This window comes from Roseovarius sp. CH_XMU1461 (assembly GCF_037027165.1).
Classification (GTDB): domain Bacteria; phylum Pseudomonadota; class Alphaproteobacteria; order Rhodobacterales; family Rhodobacteraceae; genus Roseovarius; species Roseovarius nubinhibens.
The window spans coordinates 67,708-90,007 of record NZ_JAYMDV010000005.1; the positions used below are offsets into that span (position 1 = coordinate 67,708).

The following is a 22,300-nucleotide window of genomic DNA, read 5'->3' on the forward strand; positions in this document are numbered from 1 at the left end:
CGGCCCGAGGGACGACGGGCCGGCCATCTGGTTCTGTGACCATCGGCAGGGGAGTGCCGAGGCAATTCAAAAGGGAGGGGTGCAATGTCACTCTGGTCGGAGAGCGCCGATATAATAAGCGCTTTGGCATCGAATGATGCCTGGGAAATCCGCGAGGCGTTGAAATCGGACGCCGCATGGTATGTGGGCACGCTCGCCGCCGGTTTGGGCGGTCTGGCGGTCATGGGGCTTTACCGCCTCGTGCCTTTTATCGAGCGCCACCTCGAACGCACGATCATGGTGGTGAGTTACCTCGCCATCGCCTTCATCATCTTCTGGGGGGTGGTCGACCGTTTCGTGTTCTCGAGCCAGGAACCCTGGTCGACGACCATCCCGCCGCTTCTGTTCATGGTGATGGCCTGGTTCGGGGCCTCCTATAACGTCCGGCTGCGCACCCATCTGTCGTTTTCCGAATTCCGCTCGCGGATGCCGCGCGGCGGCCAGTTCTTCTGCCTCTGCCTCGACAACGTGCTGTGGTTCATCTTCGCGGTGATCGTCTTTGTGACGACCTGCCGAGTGGCCGCGCTCTCGGCCTCGAACTTTCAGATCGTTCTGGGCACCGACGACGTGCTGCAATGGTGGTTCCTGGTGACCGCGCCTCTGGCCTTCGTGCTGATGGTGGCGCGGCTCTGGCAGAACTTCTTTGAAGATGTCGACAATTTGAAACAAAACGAGCCGCTGATCCGGCAGGCCGTGATCGGGGGGGACTGAGCATGACCGATGGGACCTGGATTACACTGATCTCTCTCGGGGTCACCTTTCTCTTCATGATCGGCGTGCCGGTGCTGTTGATCATCGCCTATTGGGTGATCGGCTGCTCCTTCGTGCTGGGCCTCACCCTCGACAATATGGGGGCAGAGCTTCTCAACGTGTTCAACAAGGGCTTTGCCCTGCTGGCGATGCCGCTCTTCATCCTGACCGGCGACCTGATCAACCAATCCGGCATTGCGCGACGATTGTCCGATTTCGCCTATGCCTGTCTGGGCTGGCTGCGCGGCGGTCTCGCTATGGCGTCGCTCGGGGCTTGCGGTCTCTTTGCCGCGATCTCGGGGTCGAACTCGGCCACCACGGCGACCATCGGCTCGATGTTGCATCCCGAAATGGTCAAGGGCGGCTATGACGAACGCTTTTCCGCGGCCACCGCGGCGGCAGGCGGCACGGTGGGGATCATCATCCCGCCCTCGATCATCTTCATCGTCTACGGCTTCCTGATGAACCTGCCGATCTCGGACCTCTTCGTCGCGGGCATCCTGCCCGGCACGTTGATGGTGGTGGGGATGCAGCTCGCCTGCTGGATCATCTGCCGCGCCAATGGCTGGGGCTTTCTCATCCCGCTGCAGCTCAACCGCGTGCTGAAAACCGCCTTTGGCGCCTGGCTCGGCTTCTTTGCCATCGGCCTCGTGCTCTGGGGGATCTACACCGGGAAATTCTCGCCCACCGAGGCGGCAGGCGTCACCGTCGGCTTCTGCGTCATCGCGGGCCTTCTGAGCTGGGTGGTGAGCCGCGCGCTCAACCTGCGCGACGACAAGACCTGGAAAGAGAAATCCTATGCCGAGATGCTCGTCGTCGAAGGTTTCACCATCCCGCAGCTGCCGGGCATCGTGATGCGCTCGGCCCAGATCACCGGCATTCTCGCGCCGCTCATCGCCATCTCGGTGGTGATGCAGCAGATCCTGTCGCTGCTCGGCGCCCAGCAGGTGATCGGCGATTTCGTGACCTCGATGGGTGGCTACTATGCCGTGCTCTTCACCGCGATGATCATCGTCTTTGTCTCGGGCATGGTGCTCGAGAGCCTGCCGGTGACGATCATCCTCGCGCCGATCCTCGCGCCCATCGCGGCCGATGTCGGCGTCGATCCGGTGCATTTCTCGGTGATCTTCCTCGTCGGCGCCTCGATCGGCTTTATCACGCCGCCTTATGGGCTCAACCTCTATGTCGCTTCCGGCGTCACCGGGGTTCCGTATTTCCGTCTGTTGAAATACACTGTGCCCTATCTTGTGGCATTGATTTCAGTGTGGATTCTGGTGTCTCTGGTGCCAGAGCTTGCCCTGATCCTTCTGCCGGCGAGATAACCTGCGGAGTGCGCGATGCCTGACGATATGGCCAAAGGCAAGGAAAGCCAGATCCCAACCAATCTGCGGCTTCTTCTGATCCTCGAAGAGGTCGCGGCGCGGGGGGTGGCGGTCAAACCGTCCGAGCTGACCGAGGCCATGGGCCTGCCGAAACCCACGGTGCATCGCCTGTTGCAGACCGCCGAGGCCGAAGGGTTCCTGCAACGTGACATAGACGGTCGGGCCTACGGGCCCGGCCCCCGGCTCCGGGCGCTGTCGATGAACACCATGTCGTCGGAGCGCCTGCGCACCGCGCGTCTCGCCATTCTCAAATCCGTCTCGGATGAAATTGGCGAGACCTGCAACCTCACCACCCCCGACCGCGAAGGCATGACCTATCTCGACCGCGTCGAGACGAGCTGGCCGCTGCGCATCCAGCTGCCCATCGGCACGCAGGTGCCGTTCCACGCCACCTCGAGCGGCAAGCTCTATCTCTCGACCCTGCGCTCGCGGGCGCTTCAGGGCTATCTGGCGGGGGCCAAGCTCACCGCGCATACGCCCAACACGATCACCGACCCCGAGGCGCTGTCGCGGGAATTGGTCCAGATCCGCAAACAGGGCTATTCCACCGACCATCAGGAATTCCTGCCCCAGATGGTCGCCGTCGCGGTCCCGGTGCTCGACGCCCAAGACCGGCTCTTGGCGACGCTGGCGGTCCACGCCCCGCTGCAACGGCGCAGCGTCGAGGATCTCTTGGGCTTTCTCGACGTGCTGCGCGATGGCGCGCGGCGTCTGTCACAGCTCCACGCGGGCTAGGCCAGGCTGATCCCCGCCCAGCCGGACCGGGCTGGCTTAGGCCGGACCTAACCCCGGCTGAGTGATAGATTTCTTTCTCCTTACCCGATTATCTGGAACTCTCGCCGCAACACGCAGCCTTCGGGCGGCATTGCGAAAGGGGCCGGATATGTCAGTGGAAAAGATCGATACGCTCGTGGTTGGCGGAGGCCAGGCCGGCATCGCGATGAGCGAACATTTGGGCCGCGCGGGCATCCCGCATGTGGTGCTGGAACGCGACCGGATTGCAGAACGCTGGCGCACCGGGCGCTGGGATTCGCTGGTCGCCAATGGCCCGGCCTGGCATGACCGCTTTCCCAACATGACCTATGACAATTGCGAACCGGAGGTCTTTCCCGGCAAGGACCGCGTCGCCGAATATTTCGTCCAATACGCCAAGATGATCAACGCCCCCGTGCGCTGCGGCGTCGAGGTGACCCGCGCCCAGCGCCTCAAGGGGCGCCCCGGCTTTCGCGTCGAGACCAGCGATGGCGTCTTCGAGGCCCGCCGCGTGGTCTGCGCCACCGGCGCGTTTCAGCGCCCGATCATCCCCAATGTGATCCCCGAGAGCGCGCCGGTCGATCAGATCCACAGCTTTGACTACCGCAACCCGGATCAGCTCAAACCCGGCGCAGTGCTCGTCGTCGGGGCAGGGGCCTCGGGCTCGCAGATCGCCGAGGAACTCATCGCTTCGGGCCGCAAGGTCTATCTCTCGCTGGGGCCCCATGACCGCCCGCCGCGCCGCTACCGCAACCGCGATTTCGTCTGGTGGCTCGGCGTCTTGGGCAAATGGGACCTCGAGGCGATGGCCCCCGGCACCGAACATGTCACCGTGGCCTTCAGCGGCGCCAATGGCGGCAACACCGTCGATTTCCGCCGCTTCGCCGAAGCCGGCTGCACCCTCGTCGGGCGCACCGACAGCTATGCGGATGGCACGCTGCGCTTTGCCGATGATCTGGTGGAAAACATCGCCGCGGGCGACGCCTTCTATCACCGGATGCTCGACGAATGCGACGCCTATGCCGAGGCCAACGGGCTCGACCTGCCGCTCGACCCCGAGGCGCGCAAGATCGGCCCCGATCCCGACTGCCTGACCCACCCGGTCGAGAGCCTCGACCTCGCCGAGGCGGGCATCACCACCGTGCTCTGGGCCACCGGCTTTGCCCGCGATTACGACTGGCTCGAGATCGACACGTTCGACGCCCAGGGCGCGCCCCTGCATCAGCGTGGCGTGTCGCGCGAACAAGGCGTCTATTTCCTCGGTTTGCCATGGCAATCGCGGCGCGGATCGTCCTTTATCTGGGGCGTCTGGCATGACGCGAAACACGTGGCCGATCATATCGCCACCCAACGCGCCTATCTCGACTTTCACGAAACCGCTCAGGCCCAGACCGAACCCGCCTGATCAAGACCCATCACGGAGCGCCTCATGGCCCATACCCGCATCCGCAAATTCAACACCTCCGACACCTACCCCGAGCAGAATCTCGACAATGATCTCTGTCAGGCGGTGGTGACGCGCGGCGGCCGCACCGTCTATCTGCGCGGCCAATGCCCGCAAAATCTCGACGATGCCAAGAATATCGAAAGCCACGACCCGGTCGAACAGACCCATAAGGTCATGCAGAACATCCGCCAGCTCATCGAGGAATGCGGCGGCCGGATGGAGCATCTGGTCAAGGTCGTGGTCTACATCACCGATGTCCGCCACCGCGAGGCGGTCTACCGGACCATGGGCGAATATATCAAGGGCGTGCACCCGGTCTCGACCGGTCTGGTGGTGCAGGCGCTGGCCCGTCCCGAATGGCTCGTCGAGATCGACGGCACCGCCGTGATCCCCGACGAAGAATGACCCGCAACATAGCCGCCGGGGGCCATCGGTCCCCGGCGCAGCCGCACAAGACCAAGACCCGACAGGACGAAGGAGCCATCGCATGACATTCTCCCTGGTGGCGCGCTGCGCCGAAACCGGCATGTTTGGCCTCGCCATCTCGTCGTCGTCGCCCGCCGTGGCGGCGCGCTGTGCCTTTGCCCGCGCGGGCGTCGGCGCGGTCTGTTCGCAAAATGTCACCGATCCTTCCCTCGGCCCGCTCGCGCTCGATCTGATGCAGGGCGGGATGAGCGCGTCGGAGGCCATCGCAGGCGTCCGCGACCTGGGCCGTTTCATCGAATACCGGCAGGTGCTGGCGGTCGACAAACAGGGCCGCACCGCCATCCATTCCGGCCCCAACAGCCTCGGCATCTGGACCGACGCAAGCGCCGAAAACGTGGCCTCGGGCGGTAATCTCCTTGCCAATGACGGGGTGCCTCAGGCCATCGTCGACGGCTTTCTCGGCGCCTCGGGCCATATCGGCGACCGGCTCATCGCCGCGATGCGCGCGGGGCTTGCCGCCGGTGGCGAAGCAGGCCCCATTCATTCCGCCGGCATGATGATCGTCGACGATGTGAGCTGGCCCGTGGCCGAGCTGCGCTGCGACTGGACCGAGGACTGCCCGATCGAGGCCATCGCCACCGCCTGGGACGTCTACAAGCCACAGCTGCGCGACTATGTGACCCGCGCGCTCGACCCGCGTTCGGCCCCGTCCTACGGCGTGCCCGGAGACGAATAATGTTCTGAAAACAGGGAAATAGGAGGTGATTATGAGTGATCTGCGTGACAGGCTTCAACATCTGGCGGCATTGCCCGCCGACCGGCCCAGCGGTATGCGCGGCGCCTTCTACACCTCGCCCGAGCAGTTCGCCCATGAGGCGGCGACCGTGCTCCGCCGGGGCTGGCATTGCCTTGGCCGCGAGGATGAAATTCCCGAGCCCGGCGATTTCTTCACCGTCCAGCTTCTCAATGAACCGCTGATCGTGGTGCGGGGCGATGATGGCGAGATCCGCGCGCTGGCCAATGTCTGCCGCCACCGGGGCATGCCGCTCGCCGAAGGGCGCGGCAATGTCAAACGCTTCATCTGCTCCTATCACGCCTGGGCCTATGGCCGCGACGGGGCGCTGCTGCGCGCCGCCCGCATGGAAAACGCCGGGTTTGACGCCAAATCCTGCCGCCTGCATGGCCATAAGTTGCAGCTCTGGAACGGCTTTATCTATGTCTCGCTCGACGCCAAGGCCGCGCCCTTCGAGCACCCCGAGCTCGACGCGCTGATCGCGCCTTATGAGCCCAAGAAATTCCGCCTCGTGCATGTCGCCGAAGAGAACTGGCACTGCAATTGGAAATGCCTCGTCGAAAACTTCATGGAAGGCTATCACCTCTCGGTGGTCCATCCCCAGACGCTGCATGGCTACACGCCCACCGGGCTCGCGCGCAAACTCATCGCGGGCGAGGGTTATACCTCCTACGCCGCCAATTACCCCGACGGCATCCCGCCGCGCGGCATGGGCGCTCCGGGGCTGAGCCGCGATGAAATGATGCGCTCGACGCTCTTCGCCAAGTTCCCCACCCAGGTCGCAAGCCAGGCCGCGAGCCTTCTGGTCTCGCTGTCGATCTTCCCGCTCGACGCGGGCACGATCCGGGTGAAATGGACCATGTCCACCTATGGCGAGGATCTCGACGACGCGGTGATCGCCGCCCGGATCAAGCTCTGGGAAGAGGTCAATGCCGAGGACCGGGCCAAGCTCGAACGGATGCAGGTGGCGCTCGCCTCCGATCACGCGGGCGAAGGCCCGCTGGCGGGCGAGGATTACGAGGGCACGGTGCGCGATTTCCAATCCTGGCTTGCCGCGCAAGACCGGGTGGCGGACGCGATACCTGCCTGACAATACGACTGAAACACAGAAACGGAGGGCGCGACATGCAGCTCACTTATGACGATTGGCGCGCCCGCGCTTCCCAAATGACCTTTCGCGACAAGGCCTTCATCAACGGCCAGTTCGTCGCCGCCCAATCGGGCGAGACCTTCGACAGCATCAACCCCGCCACCGGCGAAGTGCTGGCGCAGGTGGCGTCCTGCGATGCCGCCGATGTCGACCGCGCCGTCGCCGCCGCGCGCACGGCCTTTGACGCGGGCCACTGGTCGCGCAGCGACCCCGGCCACCGCAAAGCCGTGCTTCTCAAGCTCGCCGATCTGATCCGCGACAACCTCGCCGAATTTGCCCTGCTCGACAGTCTCGACATGGGCAAGCTGGTGCAAGACGCGGTGACCGTGGATGCCCCCGGCTCGGCGCATTTCTTCCAATGGTATGCCGAAGCCATCGACAAGATCTATGACGAGGTGGCCCCGACCGGCCCCGGCGATCTGGCGCTGGTGCGCCGCGTGCCGCTCGGCGTGGTGGGGGCGGTGACCCCGTGGAACTTCCCGCTCGACATGGCGACATGGAAGGCCGCCGCAGCCCTCGCCGCCGGCAATTCCGTGGTGCTGAAACCGGCTGAACAATCGCCGCTCTCGGCGCTGCGTCTGGCGGAACTGGCGATGGAGGCGGGCCTCCCCGAAGGCGTCTTCAACGTGGTCCCCGGCATGGGCGCCACGGCGGGCCGCGCGCTCGGGCTGCACAATGATGTCGATTGCCTCGCCTTCACCGGCTCCACCGCCGTCGGCAAAATGTTCATGCAATATTCGGGCCAGTCCAACCTCAAACCCGTCTGGCCCGAAACCGGCGGCAAGAGCCCCAATCTCATCTTTGCCGATTGCGCCGATCTCGACCGCGCGGCGGACATGGCGGCCTTTGGCATCTTCTTCAACCAAGGTCAGGTCTGCTCGGCCAATTCGCGGCTCTATGTCGAACGCGCCATCCATGCCGAATTCGTCGAGCGCATGATCGCCCGCGCCGAGGCCACCCCGCCGGGCGATCCGCTCGACCCGGCGTCGAAACTCGGCGCCATCGTCGATGAAAAACAGACCCGTTCCATCGAGGCCGCCATCGCCGCAGGCCGCAACAGCGCCAATCTCGTCGCAGGCGGCAACCGGGTCACGCTCAACGGCAAGGGCTGTTTCATCGAGCCCACAATCTTTGACGATGTGCGCCACGATGATGCGCTGGCGCGCGACGAAATCTTTGGCCCGGTGCTGTCGATCATCCCCTTCGACACCGAGGCCGAGGCCGTCGCCATGGCCAATGACAGCATCTATGGCCTCGCCGCCTCGGTCTGGACCGACAATCTGAGCCGCGCCCACCGCGTTTCCGAGGCGATCCACGCCGGAACCGTTTCGGTCAACACCGTCGATGCGCTCTCGGCCCAGACCCCCTTTGGCGGGATGAAGCAATCGGGCTTTGGCCGGGATCTGTCGCTGCACAGCTTCGACAAATATACCGCGCTGAAAACCACCTGGATCAAGTATCAGGCTTGAAATGATCCGGGGCAGGGCAGATAACCGGCGCATGCCGTTGCGTTTCACCCTCAGACAGCTCGAATATTTCGTCGCCGTGGGCGAGGCGGGATCGATCGCCCATGCCTCGGACAAGGTCAACGTTTCCTCGCCCTCCATCTCGGCCGCCGTGTCGCAGATGGAGGAAGAGTTCGGCCTGCAACTTTTCGTGCGAAAACATGCACATGGCCTGTCGCTCACCCCGGCGGGCCATCAGTTCATGGCACAGGCCAAATCGGTGCTGAACGAGGCCCACGCCCTGTCGCGCCTCGCCGACAACATCTCTGGCATGGTGCAAGGCCCGCTCTCGGTCGGCTGCCTCCTGACCTTTGCTCAGCGCGTGGTGCCCGGCCTGCGCCGACAGTTCGAGGCCAAATACCCCAATGTCCGCATCTCGCAGGTCGAACAGGATCAGGCGCGGCTCTTTGATCTTCTGCGCCGGGCCGAGATCGACGTGGCGCTGACCTATGATCTCGACATCCCATCCGATCTCAACTTCCTCGCGCTGGCCGAACTGCCCCCTTATGCGATCCTGCCCGAGGGCCACCCGCTCGCCGACCGGCGCAGCGTCTCGGCCGAGGATCTCAAGGATCACCCGATGGTGCTGCTCGACCTGCCGATCAGCGCCGAATATTTCCATTCCTTCTTTGCCCGCATCGGCGCCCGGCCGCTGATCGCCGAACGCACCCGCGACATGGCGGTGATGCACAGCCTCGTCGGCAACGGCTTTGGCTATTCCATCGCCAATATCCGCCCGCTGAGCGATCAGGCCCCCGATGGCCGGCCCCTCGTCTATGTCCCCCTGACGGGCAGCGCGCGGCCCTTGCACCTCGGTCTCGTCACCTCAGGAGGGGCGGATAACGTCTTGACTGTAAAGGCATTTATCGACCACTGCCGCGCCTCCATCAGCGCCGAGAGCATCCCGGGCCTGCGCATCGGTCTCGAAGAGGGCTGAGGGCCCTTGGCTTAAGCTTTGGCTAAGCCATGCTTTCGCAGCCACGACTTTATCCTGCGCCGCAATTCTGTGATCCTGTCCCGACACCTAACCCTGATGGGAGCCTGACCCGTGCGCGACCCCCGCTATGACATCCTCTTCGAGCCGGTAAAAATCGGCCCGCTCACCGCCAAGAACCGCTTTTATCAGGTGCCCCATTGCAATGGCGGCGGCTACCGCGATCCCTCGGCGGCGGCGGAAATGCGCGGCATCAAGGCCGAAGGCGGCTGGGGCGTGATCTTCACCGAGCAATGCGAAATGCACCACACCTCGGAAATCACCCCCTTCATCGAACTCCGCCTCTGGGAGGACAAGGACATCCCGCAACTGCGCCGCATGTCCGAGAAGATGAAGACCCATGGCGCGCTCGCGGGCATTCAGCTCGCCTATTCCGGCATCAACGGCCCCAACCTCTACACCAAGGAAGTGCCGCTCGCCCCCTCGGCCCTGCCGATCCGCACCTTCACCAATGACCCGGTGCAGGCCCGCGCCATGTCCAAATCCGAAATCCGCGATCTGCGGCGCTGGTTCGTCAATGCGGCGAAACGTTCAAAAGAGGCAGGATTCGACCTGATATGCCTCTATGGGGCGCATGGATTTGGCATTTTTCAACATTTCCTCTCAAGAGCCACAAACCAGCGCAGCGACGAATATGGCGGCTCGCTCGAGAACCGTTCGCGCTTTGCCCGCGAGGTGGTGGCCGATATGCGCGACGCCGTCGGCGACACCATGGCCCTCACAATGCGGGTGAGCCTGGATGAAACCATCGGCGAGCTGGGCTTTTCCAACGCCGAGCTGCGCGACTTCATCGAGATGAACCGCGATCTGCCCGATCTGTGGGATCTGGCGCAGGGCACATGGGAGGATTGCTCCGGCCCCTCGCGCTTCAAGGACGAGGCGGCCCAGGAAACCCTGGTGCGCGGCATCCACGAGCTGAGCGACAAGCCCATCGTCGGCGTCGGCCGCTTCACCTCGCCCGATGTCATGGCGAAAATGGTCAAATCCGGCACGCTCGACCTGATCGGCTGCGCCCGTCCCTCCATCGCCGATCCCTTCCTGCCGAAAAAGATCGAGGAAGGCCGCATCGAAGACATTCGCGAATGTATCGGCTGCAACATCTGCATCACCGGCGACATGACCATGTCGATCAGCCGCTGCACCCAGAACCCGACCTTCATGGAAGAATGGCGCAAGGGCTGGCACCCCGAAAAGATGAACCCCAAGGGCGCGAGCCAATCGGTCCTCGTCGTGGGCTCCGGTCCCGCCGGGCTCGAGGCCGCCTGGGCGCTCTGCCGGCGCGGCTATGACGTGGCCATCGCCGAGGCCGGCACCGAAATCGGCGGCCGCGTGACCCGCGAACGCAAGCTGCCCGGCCTCTCGGCCTGGGGGCGGGTGGTCGATTACCGCGACTATCAGCTCTCGCAGCGCCCCAATGTCGAGATCTACCGCGACAGCGAGCTCGACGCCGAGAGCCTGCTCGAGTTCGGTTTCGAAAACATCGCCATCGCCACCGGGGCCACCTGGCGTCGCGACGGTGTCTCGCGTCAGCATGTGGTGCCGATGCCCATTGCGGAGGGCGCGCGCGTCTACACGCCGGACGACCTGATGGGCGGCACCATCCCCGAGGGCAAGATCGTGCTCTTTGACGATGACCATTACTACATGGGCGGTGTCCTGGCCGAGCTTCTGGCCTCGCGCGGTGCCGATGTGACCCTGATCACCCCCTCGGCCTATGTCAGCGACTGGACCAACAACACGCTCGAACAGGCGGTGATCCATGCCCGCCTCGTCGAGATGGGGGTCGAGATCGTGCTCAATCGCGGCGTGACCGAGATTGCCGCCGATCACGTCATGAGCAATTGCGTCTACACCGGCCGAACCACGCGCTATGACGCCGATGCGGTGGTCATGGTCGCCTCGCGTCAGGGCCGCGACGGGCTCTATCACGATCTCTTGGCGCGCGAGGCCGACTGGGCCGATGCCGGGATCAAATCGGTGCGGCTCTTCGGCGATGCCGAGGCCCCCGGTCCGATCGCCTGGGCGACCTACGCGGGCCACCGCTATGCCCGCGAGCTGGACGGCGAAGACATCGGCGACGCGCTGCCCTTCCGCCGCGAAATCACCGAGCTCGCCGCCGAGTAACGCGCGCTCCGGTAACCTCTCTCCGGGGGGCGCGTCCCCCCGGAAATCGCCACCGTCGTTTTACCGTCGCAATACCGACGTATCACCGACAGGGCAAAATCGCCGATCCCCCTTGGTTAACAGGGCTCCGCGCTTTTTCGCAGGCCCCGCCGCATTCCGCCTCTCACATGCCGTTTCCCGCCCCGTGGATGTCGCCCCCGCAATTGACATTGCACCCCCGTCCTGAGCATTGTCGCCCCTGATGGTTGCCCGGGACGAATCCGGGCTGAAAAGGGAACGCGGTGCGGGTCTGACCCAATTCCGCGGCTGCCCTCGCAACTGTAAGCGGCGAATGTCTCGCACCATGCCACTGGCCCTCGGGCTGGGAAGGCGCGACCCATGATGACCCGCAAGCCAGGAGACCTGCCATCCAGGGCGCTGTCCGGCGCTCTTGTCACGCATAGCTCCGGGCGAGGTGCCCCGGCGGAGGAAAGAATATGGGTTCTATTTCAATGTCTTGCCGATCTGGTGGGCGGGGGCTACTGGCCCGTGCCCCGAGGGCGCGCCAATGACGAAACACGCCACCGAACTCTTGGTCTGTGTCAAATGCCGCCGGGGCAGCGACGCCCCCGAGGACGGCATTCGCCCCGGTCAGGCGCTGCATGATGCGCTCTCGGCCCAGGACCTGCCCGAAGGCGTCACCCTGCGCGCCGTCGAATGCCTGCAAAACTGCGACAACGGCTGTTCCATCGCGCTGCGCGGCGGTCCGAACCGCTGGACCTATGTCTACGGCAATCTTGACGAAACCGAACATCTCGCCACGCTGACCGAGGGCGCCGCGCTCTATCACGACAGCGCCGATGGGCTGATCCCATGGCGCACGCGCCCCGAGCATTTCAAACGCAACTGCATCGCCCGCATCCCGCCCCTGGAGGACGACAATGTCTAATCTCACCAAACTCCCCGTCACCGTGATCACCGGCTTTCTCGGCTCCGGCAAGACGACGCTCATCTCGCATCTGATGAAGAACCCGGGTGGCAAGCGGCTCGCGGTGGTGGTCAATGAATTCGGCGATGTTGGCGTCGATGGCGACATCCTCAAATCCTGCGCGATCCCGGATTGCCCGGCCGAAAATATCCTCGAGCTGGCAAATGGTTGCATCTGCTGCACCGTGGCGGATGATTTCATCCCGACCATCGAGGCGCTGATCGCGCTCGATCCGCAGCCCGAACATATCCTGATCGAAACCTCCGGTCTGGCGCTGCCGAAACCGCTGCTCAAGGCGTTCGACTGGCCCGATATCCGCTCCAAGATCACCGTCGATGGCGTCATCGCCCTGGCCGATGCCGAAGCCGTGGCCGCCGGTCGCTTTGCCCCCAATGTGGCCGCCGTGGATGCCCAGCGTCTGGCCGATGAAAGCATCGATCACGAAACCCCGCTCTCCGAGGTCTTCGAGGATCAGATCTCCTGCGCCGATCTCGTCTTGTTGACAAAACCCGATCTCGCCGGTCCCGACGGCGTCGCCAAGGCGCGTGAGATCATCGCCGCCGAAGCGCCCCGTCCGCTGCCGGTGATCGAAGTCGCCGAAGGCGTGGTCGACCCGCGCGTGCTGCTCGGTCTCGAGGCCGCCGCCGAGGATGATCTCGACGCGCGCCCCTCGCATCACGACACGCCCCATGACCACGATCATGATGATTTCGAAAGCGTCGTGATTGACCTGCCGGAACTGGACAGCCCCGAGGCGCTCACCGCCCGGATCGAGGATCTGGCCCGCAGCCAGAACATCCTCCGCGTCAAGGGCTACGCCGCCGTCAAAGGCAAGCCGATGCGCCTTCTGGTGCAGGCCGTGGGCGCCCGCGTGCGGCACCAATATGACCGCATGTGGGAGGCCGGCGAGGCCCGTCAAGGCCGCCTCGTGGTCATCGCCGAACATGACGACATCAACAGCGCCGCCATCCGCGCCGTGCTCATCCCTGAAACCGCAGCGGCCGACTAGGTCCGATCAAGGCCCGAGAGGGTAAGCCCCCGAAATGCATGTCATTTTCCGCGAAAGCCAAGGGTTGGAAGAGACCGAAACCCCGACGGATCTGGGCCAAAGCCCGGCCGATCTGGTGGTGCTCAGCCTCTCGGATTCCGATCTCGGCGCTTTCGCGGCGGGCTGGCATCGGGCGCGCGACGCAGGCTCGTCGCTGCCCGATCTGCGGCTGGCCAATATCGCCGCGCTGAAACACCCGCTCTCGGTCGACACCTATGTCGAACAGACGCTCGACGGGGCCAAGGCGATCCTGATCCGGCTCATCGGCGGCGTGCCGTACTGGCCCTATGGGCTGCAACGGATCGAGGCGCTGGCGCGGGAAAAAGGCCTCGCGCTGGCGGTGCTGCCGGGCGATGGCCGCGCCGATCCCCGGCTCGACGAGATCTCGACCCTGCCGGTCTCGACGCTGCGCCGGTTGCAGCATCTCTGCGACGCAGGCGGCGCGGTCGCGGCCCAAGCGGCGCTCGCCCAGCTGGCCCTTGCCGCCGGTCTCTACGCAGGCCCCGTCAAAGGGGCGAAACTTGTCCCCGAGGCCGGTCTCTGGACGCCCCGCGACGGCGTGATCGCCGCCGCCCCCGACCTCTGGACCGGCGCGCCAGATGAGACCGGGGAGGGCGGCACCGCCCCCCGTGTGCTGGTGGTTTTCTACCGCTCCTATCTCGTCGCCGCCGATCTCGCGCCCATCGAGGCGCTGTTCAAATCCCTGCAATCCCAAGGCTTTGCGCCGCTCGGCCTCTTTGCGCCCTCGCTCAAATCCCCCGGCACCCGCGACTGGCTCCGTGATCAGGTGGCCGCCCTCGCGCCCGCGATGATCGTCAACGCCACGGCCTTTTCCGGGCGCGGGGCAGAGGGGGCCTCGCCCCTTGATGCCGCAGGCGTGCCGGTGTTTCAGGTGGCGCTCGCCACCTCGACCCAGGACGCCTGGGCCGAGGCCGAACGCGGTCTCTCGCCCGCCGATCTCGCCATGCATGTGGTGCTGCCCGAGGTCGATGGCCGGATTTTCGCAGGCGTCGCCTCCTTCAAGGAACCCGCAGCCCGCGACCCCGATCTCGAATTTTCCCGCGCCCTGCACCGGCCCGTGCCCGACCGGATCGAGGCCATCGTCGCCCGCATGGCCCGCTGGCACCGGCTGAGCACGACAGCCCCCGCCGCCCGCCGCGTCGGCCTCGTGCTCTCGACCTATCCGGGGCGCGATTGGAACATGGCCCATGCCGTCGGGCTCGACGCGCTGGCCTCGGCCTCGGCCATGCTCGAGGATCTGCAGGGCGCGGGCTATGCGGTCGACACGGGCTTTGCGGCAGAGCATCTCGCCGAGGCCCAGCTGCACTGGCCGATGGAGGCCTATAAAGCCGCGCTCGCCCGCCTGCCGCAGCCCCTGCAAGAGGCGCTCGCCGCCGCGTGGGGGCCACCCGAAGACGATCCCGACGCCGGTCCCGAGGGCATGGCGCTGCGCGTGGTGCGGCGCGGCAATGCCTGGATCGCGCTACAGCCCGAACGCGGCCAATTCGCCCAGCGCGACGACGAATATCACGATCTCGAACGGGTGCCGCGCCATGGCTACGTGGCCTTTTACCTCTGGCTGCAGGATCAGGCCGACGCGCTCATTCACATCGGCGCCCATGGCACGCTCGAATGGCTGCCGGGCAAATCCGTGGCCCTGTCAGAGAGTTGCTGGCCCGAAGCGCTGCTCGCCGGGCTGCCGGTGATCTACCCGTTCATCGTCAATGATCCGGGCGAGGCGGTGCAGGCCAAACGGCGCATCGGCGCGATCACCCTCGGCCATGTGCCGCCGCCCCTGGTGCAGAGCAGCACAACGGGCGGCATGGTCCGGCTCGAGGCGCTGCTTGACGAGTTTTCCAATGCCGACGGGCTCGATCCGCGCCGCCGCGACCGGCTGCAGGACGACATTCGCTCCGAGGCCGAAGCCCTTGGTTTGGCAGAGGATCTGGGGCTCGACAGTGCAGAGAACATCGGCGAGGCGATCACGCGGATCGACCGCTTTGTCTGCGACGTGAAGGACAGCCAGTTTGGCGACGGGCTCCATATCTGGGGCCGCACACCCGCCGCCGCGCCGAGCTTTGACATTGGCGCGTCTGTTGAAAACGAACGCGCCGCGCTGCTGCGCGCGCTCGACGGTCAGCGGATCGAGGCAGGCCCCGCGGGATCGCCCTATCGCGGCCGCATGGATGTGTTGCCCACCGGGCGCAATCTCTTCTCCACCGATCCCCGCGCCGTGCCGAGCCGCGCCGCCTTTGCCCAGGGCGAACGTCTGGCCGACGAACTGGTCCGCCGCCACCTGCAGGATCAGGGCGACTGGCCGCGCGGCGTGGTGGTCGATCTCTGGGGCTCGGCCACGATGCGCACGGCGGGCGAAGAATTTGCCATGGCGCTGGCACTCATCGGCGTGCGCCCGGTCTGGGACGACGGGTCCGAGCGGGTCTCGGGCGTCGAGGTGTTGCCCATCGCCGAGCTCGACCGCCCGCGCATCGACGTCACCCTGCGCGTCTCGGGCCTTTTCCGCGATGTGTTTCCGACGCTCTCGACGCTCTTTTCGCAAGCCGTCCGGATGCTCGCCGCCCGCGATGAGGCCCAGGATTGGAACCCCTATCTGGGCCAGCAGAGCGCCCGCGTCTACGGCCCGGCACCGGGGCAGTTTGGCGTCGGTGTCGGCGCCCATCTCGACCAATATGACGCGGCGGCGCGGCAGGCGGCGGGCGAGGCCTGGCTGCGCGCCTCGAGCTGGGCGCTCGATGGCGAGAGCCCGCGCCTCGACCCCGAAGGTCTGCGCGACCGGGTCGCCGGGGCCGAGGCCTTTGTTCATCTGCAGGATCTGGCGGAAACCGATCTCCTCCTGTCGCAGGATTACGCCAATCACGAGGCAGGCTTTGCCGCCGCACAATCCGTCGCAGGCGGCGAGGCGGCGCTCTACCATCTCGACAACACCGACCCGGACCGCCCCCGGGCGCGGCCCCTGACAGAGGAGCTCGCCCGCGTGCTGCGCGCCCGCGCCAGCCACCCGGGCTGGATCGCCGGGATGCGCCGCCACGGCTATCGCGGCGCGGCGGAAATTGCCGTAACCCTCGACAATCTCGCGGCTTTTGCCCATCTCGCGCGCGCCGTGCCCGCCCATCTCTTTGATCTCTACTATGACGCGACGCTCGGCGATGACGAGGTCACCGGGTTCTTGCAAGAGGCCAATCCAGAGGCGCTCGCGGCGATGCGCGATCAATTCGCGCGGCTCCATCAGGCGGGGCTCTGGCAGACGCGGCGCAACTCGATCCTCGCGGCGCTGGAGGCCGCGGAATGAGCGCCGCCGCCCCCCGCGTGCGCGGCTGGTGCCCTGGCGCGCTGCGGCCGATGCTGTCGGGCGACGGGATGCTGTTGCGAGTGCGGCCAATGCTGGGCGAAGTCAGCGCCGAGGCGATGCGCGGGCTCTGTGATCTGGCCGGGCGTCATGGCAACGGGCTCATTGATCTCACCTCGCGCGCCAATCTGCAGCTGCGCGGCGTCCCCGAGGGCGATGTGACGACGCTCACCGACGGGTTGCGGGCGCTCGGGCTGCTCGATCCCGACCCCGAGATCGAAAGCCGCCGCAACATCGTGATCGAGGCGGGCTGGCGTCCCGGCGATCTCAGCCACCGCATCGCGACCGAGCTGATGGGCCTCCTCGGCGATCTGCCGAAACTGCCCGGTAAGTTCGGCTTTGCCATCGACACCGGGGCGGAACCGGCGGTCAATATGGTGGCCTCCGACGTGGCGTTCGAGCTGGCCGCCGATGGCGGGCTCATCCTGCGTGCCGACGGCGCTCCGCTGGGCCGCCGGCTGCGCATCGGCGAGGCGCTGCAAGGCCTGCGCGAGATGCTCGACTGGTTCATCGCCACCGGCGGGCAGGACACCGGCCGCATGGCACGCCATCTGCGCCACGCCAAACTGCCGCCCGATTGGCTCGCCGCCGCGCCGCGCAGCTATGCGAGCCTGCCGAAACCGGGGCAGAGCGGCGCCGATCTGACCCTTGGCGCGGCCTTTGGCGCGCTCGAGGCGCGCGCCATGATCACGCTGCTCGACAGCACCGGCGCGCGTGCCCTGCGGCCGATGCCCGGGCGTCTCTTTCGCCTCATGGGTGTGGCAGAGGGCGCAGCAGAGGCCGCGCGCGACGCGGGCTTTATCACCACCCCCGACGATCCCGCGCTCGCGGTCCATGCCTGTCCCGGCGCGCCCTATTGCGCCCAGGCCGAGGCCGGCACCCGCGCGCTCGCCCGCCAGCTCTGTGATCAGCTCGGCCCCCGCCTCACCCCGGGGCAGAGTCTGCATGTCTCGGGCTGTGCCAAGGGCTGCGCCTGGCCGCGCGCCGCCGATCTGACGCTGGTCGGCCGCCACGGCGCCTATGATCTCTTGCGCAATGCCGCCCCTTGGGACACACCCGAGGCCCGCGACCTCACCGATACCGACATCCTGAAACTGACCGAGTTCTGACCATGCCCTATGAATACGAAAAAGACGGCGCTGCGATCTATCTGGAATCCTTCGCCACGATCCGCGCCGAGGCCGATCTCGGCCGGTTCGACGCGGATGAAGAACAGGTCGTGGTGCGGATGATCCATGCCGCCGGGCTGGTCGGGCTGGAACGCGACGTGGCCGTCTCGCCCGGCATGGTCACGGCGGCGCGCGCCGCGCTCGAGGCCGGCGCGCCGATCTTCTGCGACGCCTATATGGTCAGCGAAGGCGTGACCGAGAAACGCCTGCCCGCCCAGAACGACGTGATCTGCACCCTGCGCGATCCGCGGGTGCCCGATCTCGCGGCCGAGCTTGGCACCACCCGCTCTGCCGCCGCGCTCGAGCTGTGGCGCGACCGGCTCGACGGGGCGCTCGTGGCCATCGGCAACGCGCCCACCGCGCTCTTTCACCTGCTGGAAATGCTCGAAGACCCCGAATGCCCGCGCCCCGCGGCGATCATCGGCTGTCCCGTCGGTTTCGTCGGCGCCCGCGAGAGCAAGGACGCGCTCTGGGAGGCGCTGCCGGTGCCCTCGCTCATCGTGCGCGGACGACTGGGCGGCAGCGCCATCACAGTCGCCGCCATCAACGCCATCGCGAGCCGCGCGGAATGACCGGCACCCGCGGCACCCTCTATGGCGTGGGCCTCGGCCCCGGTGATGCCGAGCTGATGAGCGTCAAGGCCGACCGGCTCATCCGGCAGGCCCGCCATGTCGCCTATTTCCGCAAGGCCGGGAATGCCGGGCGCGCCCGCGCCACGGTGGCCCCGATGCTGGCAGGCGACGTGCAGGAATTTCCGATGGAATATCCGGTCACCACCGAAATCCCGCTCTCCGATCCGCGCTATAACGAACTCCTGTCCGCCTTCTACGAGGACTGCGCCGCCCATATCCGGGCGCTGGTCGAGGCGGGCGAAGACGTGATCGTGCCCTGCGAGGGCGATCCGTTTTTCTACGGCTCTTTCATGCATCTCTTCACCCGGCTCAAGGATCTGATCCCGGTCGAGGTGGTCCCGGCGATCACCGGCATGTCGGCGGCCTGGACCGCCTCGGGCGCGCCGATCACCTGGGGCGATGACGTGCTCTCGGTGGTGATGGGCACGCTCGACCGCGATCAGATGGTCGCCGCGATGCAGGCCGCCGATGCGCTGGTGGTGATGAAGGTCGGGCGCAACCTGCCCAAGGTCCGTGCCGCGCTCGAGGCTTCGGGCAAATCCGACCGCGCCGTCGTGGTGCAATATGCCAGCCTGCCGGACCAATCGGTGACGCCGCTGTCGGAGATCGACGGCGACAGCCTGCCGTATTTCTCGATCATTCTCGTACACGGGCAGGGGAGACGGCCATGACAGGTGGGGTCAAGACAGGTTGGGTCAAGATCGTGGGGCTCGGCCCCGGCGACGAGGCGCTCGTCACCCCCGAGGTGCGCGCCGTGGTCGATGACGCGACCGATGTGGTGGGCTACATCCCCTATGTGCGCCGCATCGCGCCGCGCCCCGGTCTCACGCTGCATGAAAGCGACAACAGGGTCGAGGTCGAACGTGCCCGTCATGCGCTCGAAATGGCCTCTGAGGGCCGCCGCGTCGCGGTGGTGAGCTCGGGCGATCCCGGCGTTTTCGCCATGGCCTCGGCGGTGTTTGAGGCGGTGGAAGAGGGCGCGCCCGACTGGCGCAATCTCGACATTCGCGTGCTGCCCGGCATCACCGCCATGCTCGCCGCCGCCGCCCGCGCCGGCGCGCCCATGGGCCATGATTTCTGCGCCATCAACCTGAGCGACAATCTCAAGCCCTGGGCGCTGATCGAAAAGCGTCTGCGCCTCGCCGCCCAGGCCGATTTCGCCATGGGCTTCTACAACCCGCGCTCGAAATCCCGGCCCGAAGGCTTTGGCCGCGCGCTCGACATCCTGCGCGAGGAATGCGAAGCCGAACGGCTCATCCTCTTTGCCCGCGCGGTCAGCACCCCGGAGGAAGAGATCCGCTGCGTCACCCTCGCCGAAGCGACGCCCGAGATGGCCGATATGCGCACCGTGGTGCTGGTCGGCTCGTCGCTCACCCGGCGCATCCTGCGCGAGGGTCAGCCGCCGATCGTCTACACCCCGCGATCCGTTCCGGCCCCATCGGACCCTGAATGAGCGATCCAGTCCAGAACCTCGGCCACATCGCTGGCCTCGCGGCGCGCAGGGATGGCCGGCCGGTCGATCATGATCACCGGCAGGCCGAGGCCCCGCGCGGCGGCGATCTTGGCCTCGGCCCCGCGGCCCCCGGCGTTCTTGGACACGACGATCTCCACCCCATGTTCTTGCATGAGCGCGCGGTCCTCCGCCTCGCTGAACGGGCCGCGGGCGACGATCACATGACAGTCCGGCAAGGGCAGGGGCACCTCTGGCGGATCGACCAGCCGCAGCAGGTAGCGATGCTGCGGATTGGGCGCGAACTCGGCCAGATGCATCCGCCCCACAGCGAGCATCACCACCCGGCGCGGACCGGCCAGCGCCGCCACCGCCCCCGCCATATCCGGCACCCGCTGCCATTGATCGCCATCGACGGCGCGCCACGGGGCGCGGCTCAGCGCGATGAGCGGCACGCCGACATTCGCACAGGCGGCCACCGCATTGCGGCTCATCTGCGCGGCAAAGGGATGGGTCGCGTCGACCACATGGGTGATGGCCTCGCGGCGCAGGAAGTCACACAGCCCCTCGACCCCGCCAAACCCGCCGCTGCGCATTGGCACCGGCTGATCGAGCGGCCGCGCCACGCGCCCGGCAAGCGAGAAGATGGCCGGGATTTCCGCCTCGGCCACCGCTTGGGCCAGCGCCTTGGCCTCGGTGGTGCCGCCCAGGATCAGAAGGTTGATGCGCATGTCTGAAACCCCTTGGCTCACGGTTATCGGCTTGGGCGAGAACGGCCCCGACGGGCTCTGCCCCGCAGCTCTGGCGGCGCTCGCCTCGGCGGAGGTGGTCATCGGACCGCCGCGTCACCTCGCGCTTTTGCCCGACCTGCAGGCCGAGCCTATCGCATGGCCGGTGCCCTTCGCGCAAGGGATCGAACGGCTGAAATCCCTGCGCGGCCGTCAGGTCGTGGCGCTGGCCTCGGGTGATCCGTTCTGGTTCGGCGCGGGCGCTGTCATCGCGCGGCATTTCACCCCGGGCGAATGGCGCGCCATCCCCGGGGCTTCGGTGTTCTCACTGGTCGCGGCCCATCTCGGTTGGCCGCTGGAACAGACGCTCTGCCTCGGCCTGCATGCCCAGCCGATGACCCGGCTGCGCCCCTATCTCGCCCCGGGAGACCGCGCCATCGTGCTCCTGCGCGACGGCAGCGCGGTGGCAAGCCTCGCGGATTACCTCGCCGACATGGGCTTTGGCGCATCGCGGCTCTGGGTCTGCGAAGCCATGGGCGGCCCGCGCCAACAGATCACCGAAGGCTTGGCCGAAGACATCGGCGGCAGCTTCTCGCACCCGGTCTGCGTCGCCATCGCCATGGAGGGCCCGGCGCAGGCAGCCCTGCCCAAAACCTCCGGCCTCGCCGACGATCTTTTTGAAAGCGACGGGGTGATGACCAAACGCCCGGCGCGGGCGCTCACCCTCTCGGCGCTGGCCCCGCGCGCGGGCGAGCATCTTCTGGATATCGGCGGCGGCTCGGGCAGTATTTCGGTCGAATGGGCGCTCGCCCATCCCCGCTGCCGCGCCACCACCATCGAGGGCCGCGCCGACCGGATCGGCCTCATCGCCGCCAACGCCCGCGCCTTCGGGGTCGAGAACCGGATCGAGATCATCGAGGGCCAGCTCCCCGAGGCGCTCTGCGATCTCGACCCGCCCGATGTGATCTTTGTCGGCGGCGGGCTGAGCGCCGAGCTGCTGCAAACCCTGCTGGCTGAATTTGCCCCCGGCACCCGGTTGGTGATCAACGCGGTGACGCTCGAGGCCGAGATGCTGCTGGCCGCATGGCAGGCCGAACAGGGCGGCGAGTTGCTGCGGGTCGAACTCGCCCAAGCCCTGCCACTCGGCAGCCGTCGTGGCTGGAAATCCGCCTATCCGCTGGTGCAATGGAGCGGCACACTATGATCACCGCCGGTTTCGGATTTCGCGCAGGCACCTCGGCCCAGAGCCTGCAAGACGCGCTCGACGCGGCGCTGGCCTCGGCAGGTCAGGACCGCACGGCGCTTGGCGCCATCGCCACCGCCGCCGACAAGGCCGAAACCCCGGGCTTTCAGACCTTCGCCCAAACGCTCGGCCTCGCCCCCATGGGCATTGACCCGGACGTGCTTGGCGCGCAGACAACCGACACCCATTCCCCGGCCTCGCAGGCCGCGCGCGGCACCGGCTCGGTGGCCGAGGCGGCGGCGCTGGCCTTGGCCGGACCACAGGCGCGGCTCCTTCAGCCCCGCGTCATCAGCACAGACAAAAGGGCCACATGCGCCCTCGCGACAGGAGATTGAC

20 protein-coding genes and 1 riboswitch are annotated in these 22,300 nt (G+C 66.6%); of the genes, 19 read left to right on the plus strand and 1 reads right to left on the minus strand.

The window, feature by feature from the left end; translation table 11 throughout:
* The first annotated feature begins 84 nt into the window (after positions 1–84).
* The 17 genes from WA237_RS14595 (at position 85) to cobJ (ending at position 19,996) form a co-directional block, all read left to right on the plus strand.
* Entirely contained in the window at positions 85–750 is a 666-nt protein-coding gene (locus tag WA237_RS14595) for a TRAP transporter small permease (protein ID WP_040618061.1), read from the plus strand.
* 2 nt (positions 751–752) lie between these two features.
* Positions 753–2,111: a TRAP transporter large permease gene (locus WA237_RS14600; RefSeq protein WP_009814520.1), complete on the plus strand. Its 1,359-nt coding sequence runs from the start codon at positions 753–755 to the stop codon at positions 2,109–2,111.
* A 15-nt stretch (positions 2,112–2,126) separates the two neighbouring features.
* Positions 2,127–2,906 carry an IclR family transcriptional regulator gene (locus WA237_RS14605; protein ID WP_336098528.1) on the plus strand — a complete coding sequence of 260 codons (780 nt, stop codon included), beginning with the start codon at positions 2,127–2,129 and terminating at the stop codon, positions 2,904–2,906.
* 148 nt (positions 2,907–3,054) lie between these two features.
* Positions 3,055–4,329 carry a flavin-containing monooxygenase gene (locus WA237_RS14610; RefSeq protein ID WP_336098529.1) on the plus strand — a complete coding sequence of 425 codons (1,275 nt, stop codon included), beginning with the start codon at positions 3,055–3,057 and terminating at the stop codon, positions 4,327–4,329.
* 24 nt (positions 4,330–4,353) lie between these two features.
* Positions 4,354–4,776 carry a RidA family protein gene (locus WA237_RS14615; RefSeq protein ID WP_009814523.1) on the plus strand — a complete coding sequence of 141 codons (423 nt, stop codon included), beginning with the start codon at positions 4,354–4,356 and terminating at the stop codon, positions 4,774–4,776.
* A gap of 82 nt (positions 4,777–4,858) precedes the next feature.
* Complete coding sequence (locus tag WA237_RS14620; protein WP_336098532.1) at positions 4,859–5,533, plus strand: DUF1028 domain-containing protein; 675 nt, start codon at positions 4,859–4,861, stop codon at positions 5,531–5,533.
* Positions 5,534–5,564: 31 nt separating this feature from the next.
* A complete protein-coding gene (locus WA237_RS14625; RefSeq protein WP_336098533.1) occupies positions 5,565–6,680 on the plus strand; it encodes an aromatic ring-hydroxylating oxygenase subunit alpha in 1,116 nt (371 codons plus the stop codon).
* Positions 6,681–6,715: 35 nt separating this feature from the next.
* On the plus strand, positions 6,716–8,209 hold the full coding sequence (locus WA237_RS14630) for an aldehyde dehydrogenase (RefSeq protein WP_336098534.1): 1,494 nt from the start codon (positions 6,716–6,718) through the stop codon (positions 8,207–8,209).
* A 31-nt stretch (positions 8,210–8,240) separates the two neighbouring features.
* On the plus strand, positions 8,241–9,182 hold the full coding sequence (locus tag WA237_RS14635) for a LysR family transcriptional regulator (RefSeq protein ID WP_009814527.1): 942 nt from the start codon (positions 8,241–8,243) through the stop codon (positions 9,180–9,182).
* A 111-nt stretch (positions 9,183–9,293) separates the two neighbouring features.
* The gene (locus WA237_RS14640; protein ID WP_336098536.1) at positions 9,294–11,363 is read left to right on the plus strand and encodes an oxidoreductase; all 2,070 of its coding nucleotides are present in this window, start codon (positions 9,294–9,296) and stop codon (positions 11,361–11,363) included.
* A gap of 225 nt (positions 11,364–11,588) precedes the next feature.
* Positions 11,589–11,787, plus strand: a riboswitch (cobalamin riboswitch).
* A gap of 123 nt (positions 11,788–11,910) precedes the next feature.
* Complete coding sequence (locus tag WA237_RS14645) at positions 11,911–12,291, plus strand: DUF1636 family protein (RefSeq protein WP_009814529.1); 381 nt, start codon at positions 11,911–11,913, stop codon at positions 12,289–12,291.
* The gene (gene cobW / locus WA237_RS14650) at positions 12,284–13,339 is read left to right on the plus strand and encodes a cobalamin biosynthesis protein CobW (protein WP_336098537.1); all 1,056 of its coding nucleotides are present in this window, start codon (positions 12,284–12,286) and stop codon (positions 13,337–13,339) included. Before WA237_RS14645 ends, cobW begins: the two co-directional genes overlap by 8 nt.
* A 34-nt stretch (positions 13,340–13,373) precedes the next feature.
* Positions 13,374–16,685 (plus strand): cobaltochelatase subunit CobN, encoded by a 3,312-nt coding sequence (cobN, locus tag WA237_RS14655; protein WP_336098538.1) that lies wholly within the window; start codon positions 13,374–13,376, stop codon positions 16,683–16,685.
* On the plus strand, positions 16,682–17,851 hold the full coding sequence (locus WA237_RS14660) for a hypothetical protein (protein WP_336098539.1): 1,170 nt from the start codon (positions 16,682–16,684) through the stop codon (positions 17,849–17,851). The genes cobN and WA237_RS14660 overlap by 4 nt, the downstream gene beginning before the upstream one ends.
* A gap of 2 nt (positions 17,852–17,853) precedes the next feature.
* Positions 17,854–18,483, plus strand: a complete 630-nt coding sequence (locus tag WA237_RS14665; protein WP_336098540.1) for a precorrin-8X methylmutase — start codon at positions 17,854–17,856, stop codon at positions 18,481–18,483.
* The gene (gene cobI / locus WA237_RS14670; protein ID WP_336098541.1) at positions 18,480–19,214 is read left to right on the plus strand and encodes a precorrin-2 C(20)-methyltransferase; all 735 of its coding nucleotides are present in this window, start codon (positions 18,480–18,482) and stop codon (positions 19,212–19,214) included. The genes WA237_RS14665 and cobI overlap by 4 nt, the downstream gene beginning before the upstream one ends.
* A complete protein-coding gene (gene cobJ / locus WA237_RS14675; protein ID WP_336098544.1) occupies positions 19,211–19,996 on the plus strand; it encodes a precorrin-3B C(17)-methyltransferase in 786 nt (261 codons plus the stop codon). Before cobI ends, cobJ begins: the two co-directional genes overlap by 4 nt.
* On the opposite strand, the gene WA237_RS14680 is transcribed toward cobJ, so the two are convergent.
* Complete coding sequence (locus tag WA237_RS14680) at positions 19,954–20,724, minus strand: cobalt-precorrin-6A reductase (RefSeq protein ID WP_336098546.1); 771 nt, start codon at positions 20,722–20,724, stop codon at positions 19,954–19,956. The genes cobJ and WA237_RS14680 overlap by 43 nt on opposite strands.
* Here WA237_RS14680 and cbiE point away from each other — a divergent pair.
* The gene (gene cbiE / locus WA237_RS14685; protein WP_336098547.1) at positions 20,723–21,925 is read left to right on the plus strand and encodes a precorrin-6y C5,15-methyltransferase (decarboxylating) subunit CbiE; all 1,203 of its coding nucleotides are present in this window, start codon (positions 20,723–20,725) and stop codon (positions 21,923–21,925) included. The genes WA237_RS14680 and cbiE overlap by 2 nt on opposite strands.
* The gene (locus WA237_RS14690) at positions 21,922–22,299 is read left to right on the plus strand and encodes a cobalamin biosynthesis protein (RefSeq protein WP_336098549.1); all 378 of its coding nucleotides are present in this window, start codon (positions 21,922–21,924) and stop codon (positions 22,297–22,299) included. The genes cbiE and WA237_RS14690 overlap by 4 nt, the downstream gene beginning before the upstream one ends.
* The last annotated feature ends 1 nt before the right edge of the window (position 22,300 follow it).

Coding starts and splice junctions, on each gene's coding strand:
- WA237_RS14615 (WP_009814523.1), top strand. CDS start 4,354: ATGGCCCATACCCGCATCCGCAAATTCAACACCTCCGACACCTACCCC.
- WA237_RS14630 (WP_336098534.1), top strand. CDS start 6,716: ATGCAGCTCACTTATGACGATTGGCGCGCCCGCGCTTCCCAAATGACC.
- WA237_RS14605 (WP_336098528.1), top strand. CDS start 2,127: ATGCCTGACGATATGGCCAAAGGCAAGGAAAGCCAGATCCCAACCAAT.
- WA237_RS14680 (WP_336098546.1), bottom strand. CDS start 20,724: ATGCGCATCAACCTTCTGATCCTGGGCGGCACCACCGAGGCCAAGGCG.
- WA237_RS14660 (WP_336098539.1), top strand. CDS start 16,682: ATGAGCGCCGCCGCCCCCCGCGTGCGCGGCTGGTGCCCTGGCGCGCTG.
- WA237_RS14620 (WP_336098532.1), top strand. CDS start 4,859: ATGACATTCTCCCTGGTGGCGCGCTGCGCCGAAACCGGCATGTTTGGC.
- cobJ (WP_336098544.1), top strand. CDS start 19,211: ATGACAGGTGGGGTCAAGACAGGTTGGGTCAAGATCGTGGGGCTCGGC.
- cobN (WP_336098538.1), top strand. CDS start 13,374: ATGCATGTCATTTTCCGCGAAAGCCAAGGGTTGGAAGAGACCGAAACC.
- cobW (WP_336098537.1), top strand. CDS start 12,284: ATGTCTAATCTCACCAAACTCCCCGTCACCGTGATCACCGGCTTTCTC.
- WA237_RS14690 (WP_336098549.1), top strand. CDS start 21,922: ATGATCACCGCCGGTTTCGGATTTCGCGCAGGCACCTCGGCCCAGAGC.
- cobI (WP_336098541.1), top strand. CDS start 18,480: ATGACCGGCACCCGCGGCACCCTCTATGGCGTGGGCCTCGGCCCCGGT.
- WA237_RS14625 (WP_336098533.1), top strand. CDS start 5,565: ATGAGTGATCTGCGTGACAGGCTTCAACATCTGGCGGCATTGCCCGCC.
- cbiE (WP_336098547.1), top strand. CDS start 20,723: ATGTCTGAAACCCCTTGGCTCACGGTTATCGGCTTGGGCGAGAACGGC.
- WA237_RS14665 (WP_336098540.1), top strand. CDS start 17,854: ATGCCCTATGAATACGAAAAAGACGGCGCTGCGATCTATCTGGAATCC.
- WA237_RS14645 (WP_009814529.1), top strand. CDS start 11,911: ATGACGAAACACGCCACCGAACTCTTGGTCTGTGTCAAATGCCGCCGG.
- WA237_RS14635 (WP_009814527.1), top strand. CDS start 8,241: ATGCCGTTGCGTTTCACCCTCAGACAGCTCGAATATTTCGTCGCCGTG.
- WA237_RS14595 (WP_040618061.1), top strand. CDS start 85: ATGTCACTCTGGTCGGAGAGCGCCGATATAATAAGCGCTTTGGCATCG.
- WA237_RS14600 (WP_009814520.1), top strand. CDS start 753: ATGACCGATGGGACCTGGATTACACTGATCTCTCTCGGGGTCACCTTT.
- WA237_RS14610 (WP_336098529.1), top strand. CDS start 3,055: ATGTCAGTGGAAAAGATCGATACGCTCGTGGTTGGCGGAGGCCAGGCC.